Raw genomic sequence first — 19254 nt, forward strand, 5'->3', positions numbered from 1 at the left:
CTCGTATTCTATAAATATATCCTTACGGATTTTGCTACATTACAACTTGTTTTCTGGTCACCGCATGATAACCTCTAATTATCATTGGCTTTGGTCAACTGGTATAGGTTAATACCTCCTGTAGTTTTTAACTACTTATGAAGTCTGCCGCCCAGCCAATCTACTGATTTTCGAACTCACATGCTGTATCGATTAGATAGTTTACTAATTCAGAGTAGGATTAGGTGCAGCTTTAACTCTCTAACCAATGAATACTGATACTTGCGAGGATGTTTTTAGTGATTGTAATTAGGGGCTATCATGCAGTGATCAGATTAAGACCAGTAAATTTTAATGAAAGGAGGCCATTCCAATGAAACTTTTTGTCGGTATTGACGTTAGCTCAAAAGATTTAGTAACTTCAATGATTTCTGAAGAAACAACTGAAGTTGTTTTCCATGGTAACTTTGTTAATGATTTGAAAGGCGCAACAGAATTAAAAAACATGATTATCGATACGGCGAATTCAAATCATCTCGACCAAGTTGTGATTGGCATGGAAGCCACTTCCATTTACAGCTTTCACCCAGCAATGTTTTTCCAAGAAGACTCGGACCTTAAAAAGTTCAATACACAATCCGTGGTTATCGATCCTAAGAAAACTAAGCGCTATCATGATGTCTTCGCTGAAGATAAAAATGATCAAATCGACGCTTTTTACATTGCTGACTTCCTACGTGTTGGACGCTATTCAGTAGGGATTGTTCGTCAAGAGAACTACATTGCCCTGCAACGCTTAACGCGTTCCCGATATGAGCTTGTTCAAAGCTTAGCTCGGGCTAAGCAACACTTTATTGAGAACCTATACTACAAGCTCAATAAATTAGTAATTTCTGATGAACTGAATACTTCTATCTTTGGTTCAACGATGATGAGTCTGCTAACTGAAGATATGACTACTGATGACTTACTTAATCTTTCGATTACTGATTTAGCCGATTATCTGAATGAACACGGCCGGGGTCGCTTCGCGAACCCTGAAGCCTTGGCGAAAATAATTCAAAAGGCAGTTCGTGCTTCTTATCGTTTAGACAAAGTAATTGCTAATTCAGTTGATACAGTTCTCTCCGTTTATGCCGAGGAAATTAAAGCTTTTCAGAAGATGATTAAAGACCTCGACAAAGCAATTGAGAAAGTAGTTCAAGTAACTGATGAAGAACAGATTTTGCGCTCCATTCCCGGAATTGGACCAGTATACGCTGCTGGTATTTTAGCTGAAATTGGTCAAATCGAACGATTTGATAATGAAGCTAAATTGGCTAAATATGCTGGGCTTTCCTGGCGAGAAAAGCAGTCCGGAGCTTACGCTAGTGATAATACTCCGCTCAAGAGAACTGGTAATGCTTATCTTAGATACTATTTGGTTGAAGCTGCCAACAGAGTTAGAATCCAAGATCCAGTTTTTGGTGAATATTATCGGCGTAAATATCAAGAAGTAAAGCATACCCCATCAAAACGCGCTCTCGTCCTTACCGCACGTAAACTTATTAGGGTGATTTTCTTCCTACTCAAAAATCATCAAATCTATCAGGAAAAGAGGTAATTGGTATAGGAAGATAAACTGATTCTCGACGCTTAGCTTTTAAAACACCTTGGGATCAAGGCTTATTTAAGTGCGTCAAAAATCTGGTCAAAACAAGTTTGTCAGTGATAATTTTATCTTGACTTATTACCACATGACTTTATATTAGTTATCACTTATTATACCGTATATTAAATTCCGTTTAAATATAAAAAAGACACCAGCAAAATACTGATGTCTCTGGAAGCGATAATCGAAATATTAACGCTTACTGAATTGAGCAGCCTTACGAGCTTTCTTAAGACCTGGCTTACGACGTTCCTTCATACGAGGGTCACGAGTTAAGAGACCAGCCTTCTTTAAAGCGTCACGGAAGTCTGGATCAACAGCGAGAAGTGCACGGGCGATACCGTGACGTACTGCACCTGCTTGACCAGAGAATCCACCACCATTAACGTTAGCTAAAACGTCGTATTGACCTTCTGTTTTAGTAACAGCAAATGGTTGGTTAACGATAGCACGTAAGTTGGCAAATGGAATGTAGTCTTCAATTGCCTTGCCGTTCATCGTAATCTTACCTGAACCTGGTACTAAGCGAACACGTGCGGTTGCATCCTTACGCCGACCAGTACCACTGTATTGTACTTGTTGAGCCAATTCCATTCCCTCCTTAGATTAAGTTAGTAATGTCTAAAACTTCTGGGTTTTGTGCAGCATGTTTGTGGTCTTCACCAGCATAAACATGTAACTTCAAACCTTGCTTGTGACCAAGAGAGTTGTGTGGAAGCATACCCTTGATAGCAGTTTCCAATAACTTCTCTGGTTCCTTTGCAAGGAAGTCACCAGCAGTCCGTTGCTTCAAACCACCAGGGTAGTTTGAGTGACGGTAGTACATCTTTTGAGATGCTTTCTTACCAGTTAACTTAACTTGCGCAGCGTTGATAACGATAACGTAATCACCAGTATCAACGTGTGGAGTAAATGTTGGTTTGTTCTTACCGCGCAAAATTGATGCTACTGCAGATGCTAAACGACCCATTGGGACATTCTTAGCATCGACAACGTACCATTTGCGTTCAACTTCACCAGGTTTTGCGATGTATGTCGTTCTCACGATTAAGTCCTCCAATTTTGTTTTTCTTTTACATATAATAGTGTACCGAGTTATTAGATGGAAAAGAAATACCAATGGCTAGTATACCTTCTTCTAGTACTTTCGTCAATCCTTTTCATCATTTGTTCCATAATCTACATTAACTAAATATAAACCACTTGCTGGAGCCGTCATCCGTGCCAACGTCCGATCCTTTGCTTCAAGGACTCGAGGCACGTCATCTACTGGCCGCTGATTGCTTCCGATTTCTAAGAGAAAAGCAACCATTATTCGAACTTGGTTATAAAGAAAACCATTACCAGTAAAATCAAAGACGACTTCATTTCTTAATTCGTCTCGTCTAATTGTAATATTCTCAATCGTCCGAACATTGCTTTTTGCTTGACTCCCCGACGCAACAAAACTTGTAAAGTCATGAGTTCCAACTAAATCACTAGCTGCTTTTCTCATCTTTTCTAAGTTAAGAGGATATTTAAAATGAGAAGTATAGTTGCGTTTAAATGGGTTCACAAATTCCCCCTGATCAACCCGGTAACGATAAGTCTTACGATGAGCACTGTATCGCGCATGGAAATCATTATCCACTAATTCGGCCTTCTTAATTAAAATATCCAGTGGCAAAATGCTGTTGAGGGCCTTTCTCATCGATTCATTACTTAAATGATAGGGAATATCAAAGTGCGCAACCTGATTCAGAGCATGAACTCCTGCATCTGTTCTTCCTGAGCCGATAACGGGAATAGCAGGAGTTGGGTGCTTAGCAATTTTATTTACTGCATTCTTTAATGTTTGTTCAACTGTCCGCTTATTTGGTTGAATTTGGAAACCGGAAAAATTGGTTCCATCATAAGCAAAGGTTATTTTATAACGATACATTTTTTACTTCCTTATTAATTTATAAAAATATTCGGATGCAAACTAGACCAACTGTCACAATCAATAGCGCCAAACCAGCCCAAGCATCATTTTTATGCCAAACTAATTGACGATAATGAGTCCGTGGTGCATTAGGATCATACCCTCGTGCTTCCATTGCCGTTGCTAATTCTTCTGCCCGCTTAAACGAGTTGACAAACAATGGGATAAGAATCGGAACTAAATGTTTAATCCGTGTCAAAAGATTTCCAGCGTTAAAATTAATCCCGCGGGCCCGCTGAGCTTTCATAATTTTATTAGTTTCATCCATAATAGTTGGAACAAAGCGCAACGCAATGGAAAGCATTAACGTAATCTGATTGACAGGGACCTTAATTATTTGTAATGGTTTCATTAACCATGCCAAGGCGTCTGCAATCTGAAAAGTTTGAGTGGTGGCAGTTAAAACTGTTGAGGCAGTGATAATCACAATAAACCGATAGAAAATAATCAATGAATTAATAAGACCGTCACGGGTTATTGCCATAATTCCCCAATGCCAATACATCTTTCCGCCACTACTAAATAAAATTTGAAACGCTACTGTTATCAAAATAATTAAAAATAACGGCTTAATTCCTTGCCAATACTGTCTTAACCCAACATTACTTAACTTAATTGCCGCAAGAAGCGCTAATAAAAGCCATATAGCAGCTAAAAAATTATTCACGAAGAAAATTAAAATAACGTAAATAATACACATAATTAGTTTTATTCGTGGATCAAGACGATGAAGGATCGATTTTACTGGTACATAACTACCAAATACGATTTTACTATTCATTTTCTTTTCTCCTCATCGCTTCTGCTATTTCATCTGCTAATGCATCAAGCGTAAGCGGTTCTGTATTTTTTAAAGTTATCCCATCTTTACTAAGGAATTGCGCAACTTCGACGGAAACAGGCAGCGTTAATGATAGTTTTTTTAATCGTTGAGCATCACCAAATAATTGCTGAGGAGTCGTATCCGCAACAATCTGCCCATTACTCATTGCAATTACGTGATTAGCATAGTAGGCTACCTGTTCCATTTGGTGAGTAACCATTATAATCGTTGTTCCCTTCTTATTAAGTACTTTAATAAGTTTAAGCAAATCATTAGTTGCTTGAGTGTCCAGTCCCGCTGTTGGTTCATCAAGAATTAAAATTTTGGGATCCATTGCTAAAACGCCAGCAATCGCTACTCGCCTCATCTGGCCTCCAGAAAGCGCAAAAGGGGAGTGTGACTTTAATTCTAACGGCAAATCCACCATTTTTAATGCTTCGTCAACTGCTTTTTCAATTCTTTTTGCAGACCACCCTAAATTATGAGGCCCAAAAGCAATATCCTCCGCAACTGTTTCTGCAAATAGTTGCTGTTCAGGAAATTGGAATACAAAACCGACTTGATGGTGGATTTTACTTAAATATTCAGCTTTTGTCGTTGCATTAATTTCTAAACCTGCTACATTAAGTTCCCCACTGCTAGGTTTTATTAATCCATCAATTAATGAAACCAATGTTGATTTTCCACTTCCGGTTTGTCCAATAATGGCAACAAATTCCTGCTCATGAATTGTTAATGAAACATTATGTAAGGCTTCATTAGTAGAATTGGGATATGTATAGTGGAGTTTTTTTACTGTAATTGCTGCTTTAGCCAATTTTTTAGCTCCTCTAAGTTTAAATATCTATTTGGAATATCAATTCCTCGTTCAACCAATAATTTCTGCAGTTGTTGACTTGCAGGAACTCCTACTCCAATTTCAAGTAATAATTCTTTATCTTTAAGAATTTCGGATGGAGTACCTTGCTTTACAACTTGCGAATCATTTAATACAACTATTTTATCCGCTAGCTCAATTTCTTTAAGATCATGCGTAATCGAAATAATTGAAAGATTATATTCATTTTTTAATCTTTGCAATAAAGACAAAATTTCTTGTCGTGCTAAAGGATCAAGCATACTAGTGGCCTCATCAAGGATTATTATCTTAGGCATTAATGCAAGGATTCCTGCAAGTGCTACCCGCTGCTTTTGTCCTCCTGAGAGATTAATAGGAGCTGTGTTTTTATAATCACTCATTCCTACCATCCTTAAAGCTTTATCAATCTTTTCCTCCATTTCATTTCGAGCTACTTGTCGGTTTTCAAGTCCGAATGCAACATCGTCAGCAACAGTTGCTCCAACAAATTGATTTTCAGGGTTTTGAAAAACGAATCCGATTTGCTGGTGAATCTGACCTAAAGAACTTTCGTTAACTTGAATCCCGTCAACTTCAATCGATCCCGCAGTAGGACTGAGTAATCCATCAATTAATCGGGCTAATGTACTCTTTCCACTACCATTATGACCAATAATCGCTGTCCAAGAAAATGGTTCAAAATCTAGATTGATATTTTTTAAAACGGGGTATTTACTGTCTGGATATGTAAATACAAGCTTTCGAATTTTTATTCCAGTCACAGTATTTCCTCTTTTCAATTTTAGTTAATAAGTATATTTTAGCAAAGTCCACAGAATTATCTATCAAAATTAAATTTAAAATAAAAAATCACTTACCATTGAAGTGCGCGAGGGTTTCCCGCATTCAAGCTAGACTAGGGTTTCCCCACCATCGTAACGCTCTATACTATCAATGATAGTGATTCTTTATTACGTATTTAGTTTATGTGAACGAATTAATTAGTCCACTAATTCAAGAATAACCATTGGTGCACCGTCACCACGACGAGGCATAGTCTTCAAGATGCGTGTGTAACCACCGTTACGATCTGCATACTTTGTAGCAAGTTCTTCAAAAAGGTTTTGAAGAGCAGATTGTACACGAATATCATCGCCATCTTCCTTAACATCAGCAACAACATTACGCACAAAAGCGGCAGCCTTACGACGAGAAGCTAAATCACCATGCTTAGCAAGCGTAATCATCTTATCAGCAGTCTTACGAACTTCCTTAGCACGTGCTTCAGTAGTGGTAATACGACCATTAACGATTAAATCTGTAGTTAAATCACGTAATAAAGCCTTACGTTGTGAACTTGTACGTCCTAATTTACGGTAACTCATAAAGTGGTTCCCTCCTTTGCAATTGGTATACTAATTAGTCGTCTTGGCGAAATGAAACACCAAGATCATTCAATTTAAGTTTAATTTCTTCTAACGACTTTTGTCCTAAGTTTCGAACCTTCATCATATCAGACACTGTTCTATCAGTTAATTCCTTAACAGTATTGATACCAGCTCGCTTCAAACAATTGTAAGAACGTACAGAGAGATCAAGCTCTTCAATAGTCATTTCAAGCATCTTCTCTTTGTGTGTTTCTTCTTTTTCAACCATCACTTGAGCATTTTGAGCTGTTTCTGTTAAATCAACAAACATAGCTAAGTGTTCAGTCAAAATCTTCGCACCTAGACTAACTGCTTCAGTTGGTGTTAATGAACCATCAGTCCAAACATCCAGCGTCAACTTATCATAATCGTTACGCTGACCAACCCGTGCATTTTCAACAGTGTAATTTACACGTTCAATTGGGGTATAGATGGAATCAATCGGTAAAACACCAATTGCTAAATCATCCATCCGGGCCTTATTATCGTTAGCAGAAAGGTAACCGCGACCCTTATCAGCAGTTAACTTGATGTGTAATTCTGCGCCATCAGCAACAGTTGCAATATGCAGATCAGGATTTAAGATTGTAACTTCATTATCACCCTGGATATCACTTGCAGTTACTTCAGCAGGTCCTTTAACATCTAATTCAAGATTCTTTTGATCCTCTGAATCAAGTTTCAAAGAAACTTTCTTTAGATTTAGGATAATCTGCGTAACATCCTCAGTTACACCTTCAACAGTGCTAAATTCATGTAAAACACCATCAATTTGCATACTCGTAATCGCTGCACCTGGCAAAGATGCAATTAATACACGTCTTAACGAGTTACCGAGAGTGGTTCCATAACCGCGCTCAAGTGGTTCTACGACAAATTTACCGTAGTTATCTGTTTCTTCAACTTTGTGAATATTTGGCTTTTCAAATTCGATCATTCTATCCTTGTACCCCTTTCAAAACGTGGTTCGTATTTGAGACAAAAAGGCAATTGATGGAAATAATTGTCTCCAGCAATGTCAATTAAACACGACGACGCTTTGGAGGACGAGAACCATTGTGAGGAACAGGTGTTACATCACGAATAGCAGTAACTTCCAATCCAGTTGCTTGAAGTGCACGGATAGCAGCTTCACGACCTGAACCTGGACCCTTAACTTCAACTTCAACAGTCTTCATACCATGTTCCATAGCTTGCTTAGCAGCAGCTTCTGAAGCCATTTGAGCAGCAAATGGAGTGGACTTCCGACTTCCCTTAAAGCCTAAAACACCAGCTGAGGACCATGCTACAGCGTTACCTTGAACGTCAGTAATCATGATCAAAGTGTTATTAAATGTTGAGTGAATGTGTGCAACACCAGTTTCAACATTCTTTTTTGCACGACGCTTACGCGTACCTTTTTTGGTTGCCATATCTAGTACTAACCTCCTTTTTTATAAAGTTAAATTACTTCTTCTTATTAGCGATAGCTACAGCCTTACCCTTACGAGTACGAGCATTGTTCTTAGTATGTTGACCACGAACAGGTAGGCCACGACGGTGACGCATACCACGGTATGATCCAATTTCTTGAAGACGCTTAATGTTCATTGAAACTTCACGCCGTAAATCACCTTCAACTTGAATTTGATCTACTTGTGCACGAATCTTTTCTTCTTGATCTGGAGTCAAATCACGAACACGGATATCTTCTGATACACCAGCATTTTCAAGAATCTTCTTAGCAGTAGAATCACCAATACCAAAAATATATGTTAAGCCGATTACGATTCGCTTGTCACGAGGTAAATCGACACCTGCAATACGAGCCATGAGCTACACCTCCATTTCTCTATAAAATAAATTACTTACCTTGACGTTGCTTATGCTTTGGGTTAGCAGAGCAAATAACCATAACACGACCATTACGCTTAACGATCTTGCAGTGCTCACACATCTTTTTAACAGATGGTCTTACTTTCATTCTAAAATCCTCCTATTGAGAGTAAATGATCAATAACTACTTGAACCGGAAAGTAATCCGACCCTTTGTAAGGTCATATGGAGACATTTCTACTTTAACACGGTCTCCTGGTAAAATTTTAATGTAGTGCATCCGAATTTTGCCAGAAACATGTGCTAAAATTTCTGCTCCATTTTCCAATTCAACTTTAAACATTGCATTAGGCAAAGTTTCAGTTACTTTACCTTCTACTTCAATTACATCGGCTTTTGCCACGAAATAGTACCTCCTTACCTATTCTAGATATTACGTAAAAATGGTGGAAAGTATAAAACTTCCCACTACTCAGATAGATAAACCTTGCATAGTTTAGCATATGTTTACAAACTTCGCAAGAGATAACTATTATCTAGTTTAGGTTTGTTAATACTTTCTTGATATCTTCGTAAACTTTATCGATATCTTGTTCACCATTAATTTCGTGCAAAACACCTTTCTTTTGGTAATAGTCTACCAGTGGTGTGTTCAACTTAATATTAACATCTAGACGATTCTTAACCGTTTCAGGCTTATCATCATCACGCTGATAAAATTCATGATGACCACAAACGTCACATGTGCCTTCAACTTTAGGAGCATTATAAAGTTTATGATATGTTGCTCCACAGTTACGACAAATAAAACGTCCACTTAAACGTTCTACCAATACATCCGGTTCAACGTGAATATTGATCACAGCATCAAGATGCCGATTACTCTCTGCTAACATCTCATCCAAAGCTGCTGCTTGGTTAAGATTACGAGGAAATCCATCCAGCATAAAGCCATCTTTAGTATCATCTTGAGCTAACCGTTCCTTAACGATACCGTTAGTAACTTCGTCCGGAACAAGTTCACCTTTATCAATATATTTCTTAGCTTCAATTCCCATGGGAGTTTCATTCTTCATGGCTGCCCGAAAAATATCTCCAGTTGAGATATGAGGAATTGGAAAATCTTCAACGATCTTTTGAGCTTGAGTACCTTTACCGGCACCTGGAAGACCCATTAATACAAGATTCATACTCATTAGTCATTTCCTCCTTTAGGTTCTCGAATAAATCCAATATATTCGCGCTTCATTGTTAGTCCGTTTAACTGTCGAACAACATCTAAAGCAATCTGTACGATAATCAGTAAGCTTGTACCACCTAAACCAATTGACTGACTTAGGTTCCATACGTTACTTGCAATTAACGGAATTAAGGAGATTAATCCTAAGAATAATGAACCTACTGTACTCAATCGCATTAACAATGAAGAAATATAGTCTTGTGTACCCTTTCCAGGACGTACTCCAGAAATATAACTTCCTTGCTTTTGTAAATTCTCAGCAAGTTTTTCTGGGTTAACCTGAACAAAGGCATAGAAAAAGGTAAATACAACAATCAAAAATACATACAGTGCGATCCCAGGACCAGATTGCATGTTAAAAATGGTCGTCATGATTTGATACCAACTATCCCCACCATGGTTTTGCTGGAAAGCCATAAGAATAGTTTGCGGGGTTGAGATAAAAGAACCAGCAAAAATAACAGGAATAACACCTGATACGTTAATCTTCAAGGGAAGATAACTACTGGATGGTGAAGTAGTGGTCCGTCTTGTGTATTGAATTGGTAGACGTCTTTCCGCCTGTTGGACCCATGTAACAAACGCTACAATAATTAAAATTGCAACAATAACAAGAGTAACAAATCCAATTCCCATCCACAAAGCAGAACCAGATTCACCAGCAATTTGGTCATCCCATAACTGACGAATTCCACCTGGCATTTGCGCAACAATACCAGCAAAAATTAACATGGAAACACCATTACCCAAGCCACGTTCAGTAATCATGTCTCCCATCCAAGTAGCAAACATTGTACCTGCAGTTAAAATTAAACCGATTGTTAAATACGTTTGAACACCAGGGTGATTAACCAAACGAATAGTACTCAATGCATTAAACCCGGCGGTAATACCGATTGATTGAATAAATCCAAGTACAATCGTTAACCATCGGGTTGCTTGATTAAGTTTTCGCCGTCCTACTTCTCCTTGTTTACTCCATTCAACAAAACGCGGAACAATATCCATTTGTAATAGTTGAACAACAATTTGCGCAGTAATATATGGAGACACTCCCATTGCAAATAAAGAGTAATTCTCCAATCCACCACCACTAAAGGTATTGAGGATTGATGCTAAACCGGTTGAGGAGATTTCCTGCAGAGCAGCAGCGTTAACTCCAGGAACGGTAATCGCTGCCCCAATCCGATAGACAATCAATACAAACAATGTAAAGAAAATCTTTTTACGGATATCTTTTACCTTGAATGCATTTTTGACGGCTGTGAACAAACTACATCACCTCAGTTTTACCACCGGCAGCTTCAATTGCAGAAACTGCAGAAGCAGAAAACTTATTAGCCTTAACAGTTAATTTCTTTTCAAGCTTACCGCTACCAAGAATCTTGATGCCGCTCTTCAAGTTCTTAACTAAGCCACTTTCCATCAATAATTGTGGAGTAACTTCTGTACCATCATCAAATTTGTTTAATGATGCCAAGTTAACAATTGCGTATTCTTTCCGGTTAATGTTGGTAAATCCACGCTTTGGAATTTGCCGGTAAAGTGGCATTTGACCCCCTTCAAATCCTAAACGGGTCTTTCCATGAGCCTTTTGCCCCTTAGTACCACGTCCAGATGTAAAACCGTGTCCTGATGAAAGTCCACGACCTTTACGAAGACGCTTAGAACGAGAACCAGCTGCTGGCTTCAATTCGTTTAACTTCATTAGTAGGCACCTCCTTATTATTTAATTTTAATTACTTAACTTCTTCAACAGAAACCAAGTGAGCGATCTTAAAAATTTGACCGCGTGTTGCCGCATTATCTGGTAAGATAACTGAGCTATTGATCTTACCTAATCCCAATGCCTTAACAGTACGACGTTGAGTAGGTTGTCGGTGGGCAACACTGTGAATTAAGGTAACTTTTACTTGAGCCATAATTTAGTGCCCTCCTTATTCTGCCAAGTGGTCTACTGAAACACCACGTAACTTTGCAACTTCTTCAGCGTTCTTTAATTGCTTCAAACCTTCAAACGTTGCACGAACAACGTTAACAGGTGTGTTAGAGCCAAGACGTTTAGAAGTAACGTCCGCAACACCGGCAAGGTCCATAACGTTACGAACCGCACCACCGGCAGCAACTCCAGAACCTTCAACAGCTGGCTTTAACATGATCTTTCCACCGCCGTATACACCAATAACTTCGTGTGGAATAGTAGTTCCAACGATAGGAACAGTAATCAAGTTCTTTTCAGCAGCTGCTTGAGCTTTACGAATAGCTTCTGGAACTTCTTGAGCCTTACCAGTACCAAAACCAACATGACCTTTACGGTCACCAACAATTACTAAAGCAGCGAAACGCATACGACGTCCACCTTTTACAACCTTAGTAATCCGGTTGATGGCTACAACTTGATCGTCTAAATCCAACTTTGCTGGATCAATGAATTCTGATGATGCCATTGCAGGTTATTCCTCCTTTTTTTAGAATTTAAGTCCGTTTTCGCGAGCAGCTTCAGCCAAAGCTTGAACACGTCCATGGTAAAGGTATCCACCACGATCAAACACAACTTCAGTAATGTTCTTTTCGTTAGCGCGTTTAGCAATTAATGCTCCTACACCACTAGCTTGTTCAGTCTTAGTCTTTCCACTTACTTCACTATCATTTGTGGAGGCACTTGCGAGCGTCACACCCTTTACGTCATCAATTAATTGAGCGTAAATGTTTTTGTTTGAACGGTAAACACTTAAGCGTGGGCGCTCCGCAGTACCAGAAATCTTACCGCGAACGCGTAAATGACGACGTTGACGGATCTTGTTCTTGTCTGGTTTAGAAATCACAACAGTCACCTCTTATTATATTAATTCCATTAAATAAAAGAATGTTAAATAATCTTTTCAGATTACTTACCAGTCTTACCTTCCTTACGGATAATGTGTTCGTTTTCGTAACGAATACCCTTACCTTTGTATGGTTCAGGTGAACGTACAGCACGAACTTCAGCAGCAAAATTCCCAAGGTGTTCCTTGTTAATTGAGCTTAATTCGATAGTAGTATTGTCAGGTACGTTAATTTCAACATCTTCTGGCTTATCCATTTCAACTGGGTTTGAGTAACCAACAGTTAAAATCAACTTGTTACCTTTGAGTTGAGCACGGTAACCAACACCAACAAGCTTAAGAACCTTCTTGTAACCATCAACAACACCTTCAACCATGTTGTTAACATTAGCACGAGTAGTTCCGTGTAACATCTTTAACTTATTAGTATCAGCATCACGATCAAACTTTACAACGTTACCATCAATAGTCATTTTGATTAATGGTGAAATTTCACGAGATAAAGTACCCTTAGGACCTTTAACAGTAACTACATTACCATCTTGAGAAATTTCAACACCACTTGGCAAATCAATTTCTTTGTAACCAATACGACTCATCTTTGCACCTCCTATCTAATATTCGTTTTTTACCAAACGTAAGCGATAACTTCGCCACCAATTTTCTTGGCACGAGCAACTTTATCAGTAACAACACCTTCAGATGTTGAAATGATAGCAATACCTAATCCGTTAAGAACCTTAGGCACAGCATCTGACTTAACGTATGTACGTAAACCAGGCTTAGAAATACGCTTTAAGCCAGAAATAACACGTTGACCGTCATTACCGTACTTTAAGAACACACGGATGATGCCTTGCTTGTTATCATCAACGTATTCAACATCGCGAATGAAACCTTCGTTTTTTAAGATTTCAGCGATGTCCTTCTTCATCTTTGATGCAGGTGCTTCTACTGATTCGTGTTGAGCCATGTTAGCATTACGAATACGAGTTAAGAAATCTGCAATTGGATCACTCATAGACATCGATGTTTTCCTCCTTTTGTCGGTTTTTTTGTTTACCAGCTAGCCTTCTTCAAACCAGGAATTTGTCCTTTGTGGGCAAGTTCTCGTAAGCAAATCCGGCATAGGTGGAATTTACGGTAAACAGAGTGCGGACGTCCACAACGTGCACAACGCGTGTATTCACGACTTGAGAACTTAGCTGGACGGTTGCACTTAGCAATCATTGATTTTTTAGCCAATTTGTGGAACCTCCTTTATTTAGCAAACGGCATACCGAGTTGAGCAAGTAATTCACGGGATTCTTTGTCAGTTTGTGCAGTTGTTACAATAACAACATCTAAACCACGAACTCGGTTAACTTTATCATAATCAATTTCTGGGAAAATTAATTGTTCATGGATACCAAGAGTGTAATTACCACGACCATCAAATGCCTTGTTACTTACACCATGGAAATCACGAACCCGTGGCAATGCCACATTAACTAATTTATCTAAGAAATCATACATACGTTCACCACGTAAGGTTACCTTAGCACCGATTGACATACCTTCACGAAGACGGAAACCAGCGATTGATTTCTTTGCCTTAGTAATTAAAGGTTTTTGACCAGAAATCAAGCCGAGTTCTTCAACAGCTTCGTCAAGATTCTTGGAGTTAGTAGTTGCATCACCAACACCCATGTTTAAAACGATCTTGTCAATCTTTGGTGCTTGCATAACTGAAGAGTAGTTAAACTTTTCAATCAATGCTGGACGAATTTCATTTTCGTATTTAGCTTTCAAACGGTTTTCCATTAGAAGTTATTCCTCCCTTCCTTAAAAATTAGTCAAGTGTCTTACCTGACTTCTTCGCAACACGAACCTTCTTACCATCAACGAACTTGTAACCTACACGAGTTGGTTCATTTGTTGAAGGATCAATCAGCATTACGTTTGAAGCATTAATTGCAGCTTCTGTATCAATAACGCCACCATTAGGATTTGAGTTGCTTGGTTTTTGGTGTTTCTTAACGATATTTACACCTTCAACGATAACGCGGTTTTGAGAAGCAAGTACCTTTTTAATAGTACCTTCTTTGCCCTTATCCTTACCAGCGATTACGCGAACCTTATCACCTGTTTTAATGAACATGTTGATTGTGCACCTCCTTATTTTCGGTAAAATCTTTAGAGAACTTCTGGAGCTAATGAAACGATCTTCATGAAGTCGTCTCCACGAAGCTCACGAGCGATTGGGCCAAAAATACGGGTACCCTTAGGGCTCTTGTCGTTGTTAATTAAAACAGCGGCATTTTCATCAAACTTAATGTATGAACCATCCTTACGGTGAATGCCATGTTTAGTCCGTACAACAACGGCCTTAACAACGTCACCCTTTTTGACAACGCCACCTGGTGTTGCCTGCTTTACAGTAGCAACAATGATGTCACCAATATTACCTGTTTTAACTCGGGAACCACCTAAAATCTTAATAACTAAGATTTCACGAGCACCGGAGTTATCAGCGACCTTCAACCGACTTTCTTGTTGAATCACGGTTAATGTCCTCCTTCCATTTACAAATAAGAATTAGAATACGAATAATTTTTAGAGTTATCTGCTAAATTAAAGGGTAGCAGCTTTTTCGACAATCTTTACAAGACGGAAACGCTTCTTAGCTGATAATGGCCGAGTTTCCATAATTTGTACAGTGTCGCCGGTCTTAGCTTCGTTGTTTTCATCGTGAGCATAGTACTTCTTTGAGTACTTAACACGCTTACCATAGATAGGTGCACTCTTGTAAGTATCAATTACAACAGTGATAGTCTTATCCATTTTATCAGAAACAACGTGGCCTTGGTAAACCTTACGTGCATTACGTTCTTCACTCATGCGCTAATCCTCCTTTTCGTATTCTTATTTGTTTAATTCTTGTTGACGAAGAACTGTCTTAACCCGTGCAATATCTTTGCGTACTTGCTTAAGACTTGCAGTATTTTCCAACTGGCCGGTTGCTAATTGGAAACGTAAGTTAAACAATTGTTCCTTCAGTTCCTTTTCACGGTCAAGTAGCTTATCAGTGGTTAATCCATTCAGTTCTTGTACATAATCTTTACTTTTCATTAGATTGTCCACCTACTTCCTCACGTTGTACGATCTTAGTGCGAACTGGCAACTTGTGACCGGCAAGACGTAAAGCTTCACGAGCGACTTCTTCAGAAACGCCCCCTACTTCAAACATTACCTTGCCACGTTTTACTGGAGCAACCCATCCTTCAGGAGCACCTTTACCGTTACCCATCCGGACCCCAACACCTTTACTAGTGTATGAGAGTTGTGGGAAGATTTTAATCCAAACTTTCCCACCACGCTTCATGTAACGCGTCATAGCGATACGAGCAGCTTCAATTTGACGGTTGCTAATCCAATGTGAATCAAGAGCTTGTAAACCAAATTCACCAAAAGTAACAGTTTTACCACCCTTAGCTTCACCGCGCATATGACCACGTTGAACCTTACGGTGCTTTACACGTTTTGGTACTAACATGTGTTACTTCCCTCCTTGTTCATCATTGTTTGAGTTCTTCTTAGTAGGAAGTACTTCACCACGGTAAATCCAAGTCTTTACACCAAGAACACCGTATGTAGTGTTAGCTTCGTCCCAAGAATAATCGATATCAGCACGGAGTGTATGCAATGGAACAGTACCATCTGAGTATGATTCGATCCGTGACATATCTGCACCGTTCAAACGACCAGCAACTTGAGTCTTAATACCCTTAGCTCCAGCACGCATAGCACGTTGCATAGCTCCACGCATAGCACGACGGAAAGCAATACGAGCTTCCAATTGCCGTGCAATACTCTCACCAACAAGGTGAGCATCTAAATCTGGCTTCTTAATTTCCACAATGTTAATGTGAACACGTTTACCAGTTAATTTATTAAGTTCTTTACGAAGTGCTTCAACTTCTGAACCACCTTTACCAATAACCATTCCTGGCTTGGCTGTATGAATTGATACGTTTACGCGGTTAGCTGCACGTTCAATTTCAACGGTTGATACAGAGGCATCAGCAAGTCGCTTTTCAATATACTTACGGATTCGAAGGTCTTCGTTAAGGTAATCAGCAAAGTCCTTGTCAGCGTACCACTTTGCAGTCCAATCACGAATGACCCCAACACGAAAACCATTAGGATTGATCTTTTGACCCACTATTCATTCCTCCTATCGTTCTGTAACAACCACTGTAATATGACTAGTCCGCTTGTTAATTGGAGAAGCAGAACCCTTAGCACGAGGACGGAACCGTTTAAGAGTTGGTCCTTCGTTAGCAAAGGCTTCACTTACAACCAATGAAGCACGATCTAAGTCGAAATTGTTTTCAGCGTTTGCAACAGCAGATTTTAATACTTTTTCAACATCTGAAGCGGCACCACGAGGGGTGAACTTCAAAATAGCAAATGCTTCGGCAACACTCTTGCCACGAATGGCATCTAATACAAGACGAACCTTACGAGCAGACACCCGTACCATCTTGGCAGTAGCCTTAGCTGACGTAATGTTTTCAGCCATATGTTATTTCACCCTCCTTACTTACCTGTCTTCTTGTCATCAGAAGCATGACCATGGAAAGTCCGAGTAGGAACAAATTCACCTAACTTGTGACCAACCATGTCTTCTTGTACGTAAACTGGCACGTGCTTCCGACCATCATATACTGCAAATGTGTAACCAATAAAACTTGGGAAAATGGTAGAACGACGTGACCATGTCTTGATGACAGTCTTCTTTTCAGAACCCTCTTGCTCCTTAACCTTCTTCAGTAATGAAGCATCAGCGAAAGGTCCTTTTTTCAAACTACGACCCATTTAGTGTACCTCCTCTCGGGTATTAGAACGTATATAAATTTTAACGAGTATGTGGACCGCGCTTCCGACCACGAACAATGAACTTGTTTGAACGAGCTTTGTGTGAACGGGTCTTCTTACCAACAGTCTTCTTACCCCATGGAGAAAGAGGAGATGGTAAACCAACTGGTTGCTTACCTTCACCACCACCATGTGGGTGATCGTTAGGGTTCATAACAGAACCACGAACGTGTGGACGTTGACCAGCATAACGAGTACGACCAGCCTTACCTTTAATAATCAAGGCGTGTTCATCATTACCAACAGTACCGATAGTAGCACGGCAAGTAGCAAGGACCATACGAACTTCACCAGAAGAAAGACGTACTAATACGTATTTTTCTTCCTTACCAAGTAATTGAGCTGAGGCACCAGCTGAACGAGCAAGTTGACCACCTTTACCTGGTTTTAATTCAATATTGTGAATAACAGTACCAACTGGAATGTTCTTTAAAGGAAGAGCATTACCAACCTTGATATCAGCATCAGGACCAGATTGAACGGTCATGCCAACCTTCAAGCCCTTAGGTGCGATGATGTATGATTTAGTACCATCAGCGTAAACAAGTAAAGCAATATTTGCAGTACGATTTGGATCGTATTCAATTGCCTTAACAGTTGCTGGAACATCATCTTTAATTCGCTTAAAGTCAATAATACGGTATTGACGCTTTGTACCACCACCACGGTGACGAACAGTAATGTGACCATAGCTGTTACGACCAGCAGTGTGCTTTAACGGAGCCAATAATGACTTTTCAGGCGTTGTCTTCGTGATTTCAGCGAAGTCGTAACCGTTCATATTACGGCGACCGTTAGTGGTTGCTTTATATTTACGAATTCCCACTGTTTTTTCCTCCTTTTTTTAATGATTAGTTTTCGTTGTTGTCGTTAAACAACTTAATTTCATTTGAGTCGGCAGATAAAGTAACAATAGCCTTACGACGACGCTTAGTGTATCCTTCGTAACGACCTTGGCGCTTTAACTTACCTTTTACATTCATAATGTTAACTTTTACAACTTTAACGCCAAAAATTTCTTCAACAGCATTTTTAACTTGTGTCTTAGTTGCTCGTAAATCAACATCAAAAGTGTAACGCTTGTTGTCCATGCCAGCCATTGAAGCTTCAGTAACTACTGGACGTAAAATAATGTCGCGTGCTTCCATTATGCGAGCACCTCCTCTACTTGAGAAAGAGCTGACTTAGTGATAACAATCTTTTGGTTATCAACAACGTTCAAGATGTTAACACCTGCTGGAGTAACAACTGTAGCATTAGCTAAGTTACGTGCTGATAAAGCAGCATTCTTGTCGTCATCAGTAACAACAACTAATGTCTTTTCAGCAACGTTTAAGTTACCCATAACATCAGCGAATTCCTTTGTCTTTGGTGCATCAAAGTTTAATGCATCAACTACTACAAAGCTGTTATCAAGAACCTTTTGAGAAAGGGCAGACTTGATTGCAAGTTGACGAACCTTACGAGGAAGGCTGTACTTATATGAACGTGGAGTAGGTCCAAAAACAATACCACCACCACGGAATTGTGGAGAACGGATAGAACCTTGACGAGCACGACCAGTACCCTTTTGACGCCATGGCTTCTTACCACCACCGCTAACTGCAGAACGATTCTTTACAGCATGTGTACCTTGACGTAATGAAGCACGTTGACGCAAAATTGCATCAAATACAACATTTTCATTTGGTTCAACACCAAATACTGCATCGTTTAATTCAACAGTACCGTTTTGGCTACCATCTTGTTTATACAAATTAACGCTAGTCATTA

34 protein-coding genes are annotated in these 19254 nt (G+C 39.3%); 1 reads left to right on the plus strand and 33 read right to left on the minus strand.

Annotated elements, in window-relative coordinates; translation table 11 throughout:
- The first annotated feature begins 352 nt into the window (after positions 1–352).
- Complete coding sequence (locus LMB56_RS05670) at positions 353–1582, plus strand: IS110 family RNA-guided transposase (RefSeq protein WP_229282092.1); 1230 nt, start codon at positions 353–355, stop codon at positions 1580–1582.
- 240 nt (positions 1583–1822) lie between these two features.
- Here LMB56_RS05670 and rpsI read toward each other — a convergent pair whose 3' ends face one another.
- The 33 genes from rpsI to rplD form a co-directional block, all read right to left on the minus strand.
- Positions 1823–2224, minus strand: coding sequence for a 30S ribosomal protein S9 (gene rpsI / locus LMB56_RS05675; RefSeq protein WP_003668771.1), 402 nt, complete (start codon positions 2222–2224; stop codon positions 1823–1825).
- Between the two features lie 7 nt (positions 2225–2231).
- Positions 2232–2675 (minus strand): 50S ribosomal protein L13, encoded by a 444-nt coding sequence (rplM, locus tag LMB56_RS05680; protein ID WP_003672672.1) that lies wholly within the window; start codon positions 2673–2675, stop codon positions 2232–2234.
- A 105-nt stretch (positions 2676–2780) separates the two neighbouring features.
- Entirely contained in the window at positions 2781–3551 is a 771-nt protein-coding gene (truA, locus tag LMB56_RS05685) for a tRNA pseudouridine(38-40) synthase TruA (RefSeq protein ID WP_035157145.1), read from the minus strand.
- Positions 3552–3570: 19 nt separating this feature from the next.
- On the minus strand, positions 3571–4374 hold the full coding sequence (locus LMB56_RS05690; protein WP_003668773.1) for an energy-coupling factor transporter transmembrane component T family protein: 804 nt from the start codon (positions 4372–4374) through the stop codon (positions 3571–3573).
- Positions 4367–5233 carry an energy-coupling factor transporter ATPase gene (locus tag LMB56_RS05695; RefSeq protein WP_229277680.1) on the minus strand — a complete coding sequence of 289 codons (867 nt, stop codon included), beginning with the start codon at positions 5231–5233 and terminating at the stop codon, positions 4367–4369. Before LMB56_RS05695 ends, LMB56_RS05690 begins: the two co-directional genes overlap by 8 nt.
- The gene (locus LMB56_RS05700) at positions 5209–6036 is read right to left on the minus strand and encodes an energy-coupling factor transporter ATPase (RefSeq protein WP_229277679.1); all 828 of its coding nucleotides are present in this window, start codon (positions 6034–6036) and stop codon (positions 5209–5211) included. Before LMB56_RS05700 ends, LMB56_RS05695 begins: the two co-directional genes overlap by 25 nt.
- Before the next feature lie 219 nt (positions 6037–6255).
- The gene (rplQ, locus tag LMB56_RS05705) at positions 6256–6639 is read right to left on the minus strand and encodes a 50S ribosomal protein L17 (RefSeq protein WP_229283552.1); all 384 of its coding nucleotides are present in this window, start codon (positions 6637–6639) and stop codon (positions 6256–6258) included.
- 34 nt (positions 6640–6673) lie between these two features.
- Complete coding sequence (locus LMB56_RS05710; protein WP_003664530.1) at positions 6674–7618, minus strand: DNA-directed RNA polymerase subunit alpha; 945 nt, start codon at positions 7616–7618, stop codon at positions 6674–6676.
- 85 nt (positions 7619–7703) lie between these two features.
- The gene (rpsK, locus tag LMB56_RS05715; protein WP_003664532.1) at positions 7704–8093 is read right to left on the minus strand and encodes a 30S ribosomal protein S11; all 390 of its coding nucleotides are present in this window, start codon (positions 8091–8093) and stop codon (positions 7704–7706) included.
- Between the two features lie 34 nt (positions 8094–8127).
- Positions 8128–8493: a 30S ribosomal protein S13 gene (gene rpsM, locus LMB56_RS05720; RefSeq protein ID WP_003668778.1), complete on the minus strand. Its 366-nt coding sequence runs from the start codon at positions 8491–8493 to the stop codon at positions 8128–8130.
- Between the two features lie 31 nt (positions 8494–8524).
- A complete protein-coding gene (rpmJ, locus tag LMB56_RS05725) occupies positions 8525–8644 on the minus strand; it encodes a 50S ribosomal protein L36 (RefSeq protein WP_003664535.1) in 120 nt (39 codons plus the stop codon).
- A 36-nt stretch (positions 8645–8680) separates the two neighbouring features.
- A complete protein-coding gene (infA, locus tag LMB56_RS05730; protein ID WP_003664537.1) occupies positions 8681–8899 on the minus strand; it encodes a translation initiation factor IF-1 in 219 nt (72 codons plus the stop codon).
- Between the two features lie 133 nt (positions 8900–9032).
- Entirely contained in the window at positions 9033–9686 is a 654-nt protein-coding gene (locus LMB56_RS05735; RefSeq protein ID WP_003674878.1) for an adenylate kinase, read from the minus strand.
- A 5-nt stretch (positions 9687–9691) separates the two neighbouring features.
- Positions 9692–11008, minus strand: coding sequence for a preprotein translocase subunit SecY (gene secY / locus LMB56_RS05740; protein WP_003664539.1), 1317 nt, complete (start codon positions 11006–11008; stop codon positions 9692–9694).
- A gap of 1 nt (position 11009) precedes the next feature.
- On the minus strand, positions 11010–11444 hold the full coding sequence (gene rplO / locus LMB56_RS05745) for a 50S ribosomal protein L15 (protein WP_003664540.1): 435 nt from the start codon (positions 11442–11444) through the stop codon (positions 11010–11012).
- A 31-nt stretch (positions 11445–11475) separates the two neighbouring features.
- Entirely contained in the window at positions 11476–11658 is a 183-nt protein-coding gene (gene rpmD, locus LMB56_RS05750; RefSeq protein ID WP_003664541.1) for a 50S ribosomal protein L30, read from the minus strand.
- Between the two features lie 15 nt (positions 11659–11673).
- Positions 11674–12183, minus strand: a complete 510-nt coding sequence (gene rpsE / locus LMB56_RS05755; protein ID WP_003664542.1) for a 30S ribosomal protein S5 — start codon at positions 12181–12183, stop codon at positions 11674–11676.
- 21 nt (positions 12184–12204) lie between these two features.
- Complete coding sequence (gene rplR / locus LMB56_RS05760) at positions 12205–12561, minus strand: 50S ribosomal protein L18 (protein ID WP_003664543.1); 357 nt, start codon at positions 12559–12561, stop codon at positions 12205–12207.
- A 62-nt stretch (positions 12562–12623) separates the two neighbouring features.
- Complete coding sequence (gene rplF, locus LMB56_RS05765; RefSeq protein WP_003664544.1) at positions 12624–13160, minus strand: 50S ribosomal protein L6; 537 nt, start codon at positions 13158–13160, stop codon at positions 12624–12626.
- 29 nt (positions 13161–13189) lie between these two features.
- The gene (gene rpsH / locus LMB56_RS05770) at positions 13190–13588 is read right to left on the minus strand and encodes a 30S ribosomal protein S8 (protein ID WP_003664546.1); all 399 of its coding nucleotides are present in this window, start codon (positions 13586–13588) and stop codon (positions 13190–13192) included.
- Between the two features lie 32 nt (positions 13589–13620).
- Positions 13621–13806, minus strand: coding sequence for a type Z 30S ribosomal protein S14 (locus LMB56_RS05775; protein WP_003664547.1), 186 nt, complete (start codon positions 13804–13806; stop codon positions 13621–13623).
- 15 nt (positions 13807–13821) lie between these two features.
- On the minus strand, positions 13822–14364 hold the full coding sequence (gene rplE, locus LMB56_RS05780) for a 50S ribosomal protein L5 (protein WP_229283551.1): 543 nt from the start codon (positions 14362–14364) through the stop codon (positions 13822–13824).
- Between the two features lie 28 nt (positions 14365–14392).
- Positions 14393–14701 carry a 50S ribosomal protein L24 gene (gene rplX, locus LMB56_RS05785; RefSeq protein WP_003664549.1) on the minus strand — a complete coding sequence of 103 codons (309 nt, stop codon included), beginning with the start codon at positions 14699–14701 and terminating at the stop codon, positions 14393–14395.
- 35 nt (positions 14702–14736) lie between these two features.
- Entirely contained in the window at positions 14737–15105 is a 369-nt protein-coding gene (gene rplN / locus LMB56_RS05790; protein WP_003664550.1) for a 50S ribosomal protein L14, read from the minus strand.
- 69 nt (positions 15106–15174) lie between these two features.
- Positions 15175–15441, minus strand: coding sequence for a 30S ribosomal protein S17 (gene rpsQ / locus LMB56_RS05795; RefSeq protein WP_003664551.1), 267 nt, complete (start codon positions 15439–15441; stop codon positions 15175–15177).
- A 24-nt stretch (positions 15442–15465) separates the two neighbouring features.
- The gene (gene rpmC, locus LMB56_RS05800; protein WP_003664552.1) at positions 15466–15672 is read right to left on the minus strand and encodes a 50S ribosomal protein L29; all 207 of its coding nucleotides are present in this window, start codon (positions 15670–15672) and stop codon (positions 15466–15468) included.
- Positions 15662–16096, minus strand: a complete 435-nt coding sequence (gene rplP, locus LMB56_RS05805; protein ID WP_003664555.1) for a 50S ribosomal protein L16 — start codon at positions 16094–16096, stop codon at positions 15662–15664. Before rplP ends, rpmC begins: the two co-directional genes overlap by 11 nt.
- Before the next feature lie 3 nt (positions 16097–16099).
- Positions 16100–16765, minus strand: coding sequence for a 30S ribosomal protein S3 (gene rpsC, locus LMB56_RS05810; RefSeq protein WP_003664556.1), 666 nt, complete (start codon positions 16763–16765; stop codon positions 16100–16102).
- Between the two features lie 12 nt (positions 16766–16777).
- Entirely contained in the window at positions 16778–17125 is a 348-nt protein-coding gene (gene rplV / locus LMB56_RS05815) for a 50S ribosomal protein L22 (protein WP_003664558.1), read from the minus strand.
- Positions 17126–17142: 17 nt separating this feature from the next.
- Positions 17143–17421, minus strand: a complete 279-nt coding sequence (gene rpsS, locus LMB56_RS05820) for a 30S ribosomal protein S19 (protein WP_003664560.1) — start codon at positions 17419–17421, stop codon at positions 17143–17145.
- A 40-nt stretch (positions 17422–17461) separates the two neighbouring features.
- Positions 17462–18307 (minus strand): 50S ribosomal protein L2, encoded by an 846-nt coding sequence (gene rplB / locus LMB56_RS05825; protein ID WP_003664563.1) that lies wholly within the window; start codon positions 18305–18307, stop codon positions 17462–17464.
- Positions 18308–18332: 25 nt separating this feature from the next.
- Positions 18333–18629 (minus strand): 50S ribosomal protein L23, encoded by a 297-nt coding sequence (rplW, locus tag LMB56_RS05830; protein WP_003664564.1) that lies wholly within the window; start codon positions 18627–18629, stop codon positions 18333–18335.
- Complete coding sequence (gene rplD / locus LMB56_RS05835; protein ID WP_003664566.1) at positions 18629–19252, minus strand: 50S ribosomal protein L4; 624 nt, start codon at positions 19250–19252, stop codon at positions 18629–18631. The genes rplW and rplD overlap by 1 nt, the downstream gene beginning before the upstream one ends.
- Positions 19253–19254: the final 2 nt, after the last annotated feature.

It is taken from the genome of Limosilactobacillus reuteri (assembly GCF_020785355.1).
In the GTDB taxonomy this organism is placed as follows: domain Bacteria; phylum Bacillota; class Bacilli; order Lactobacillales; family Lactobacillaceae; genus Limosilactobacillus; species Limosilactobacillus reuteri_I.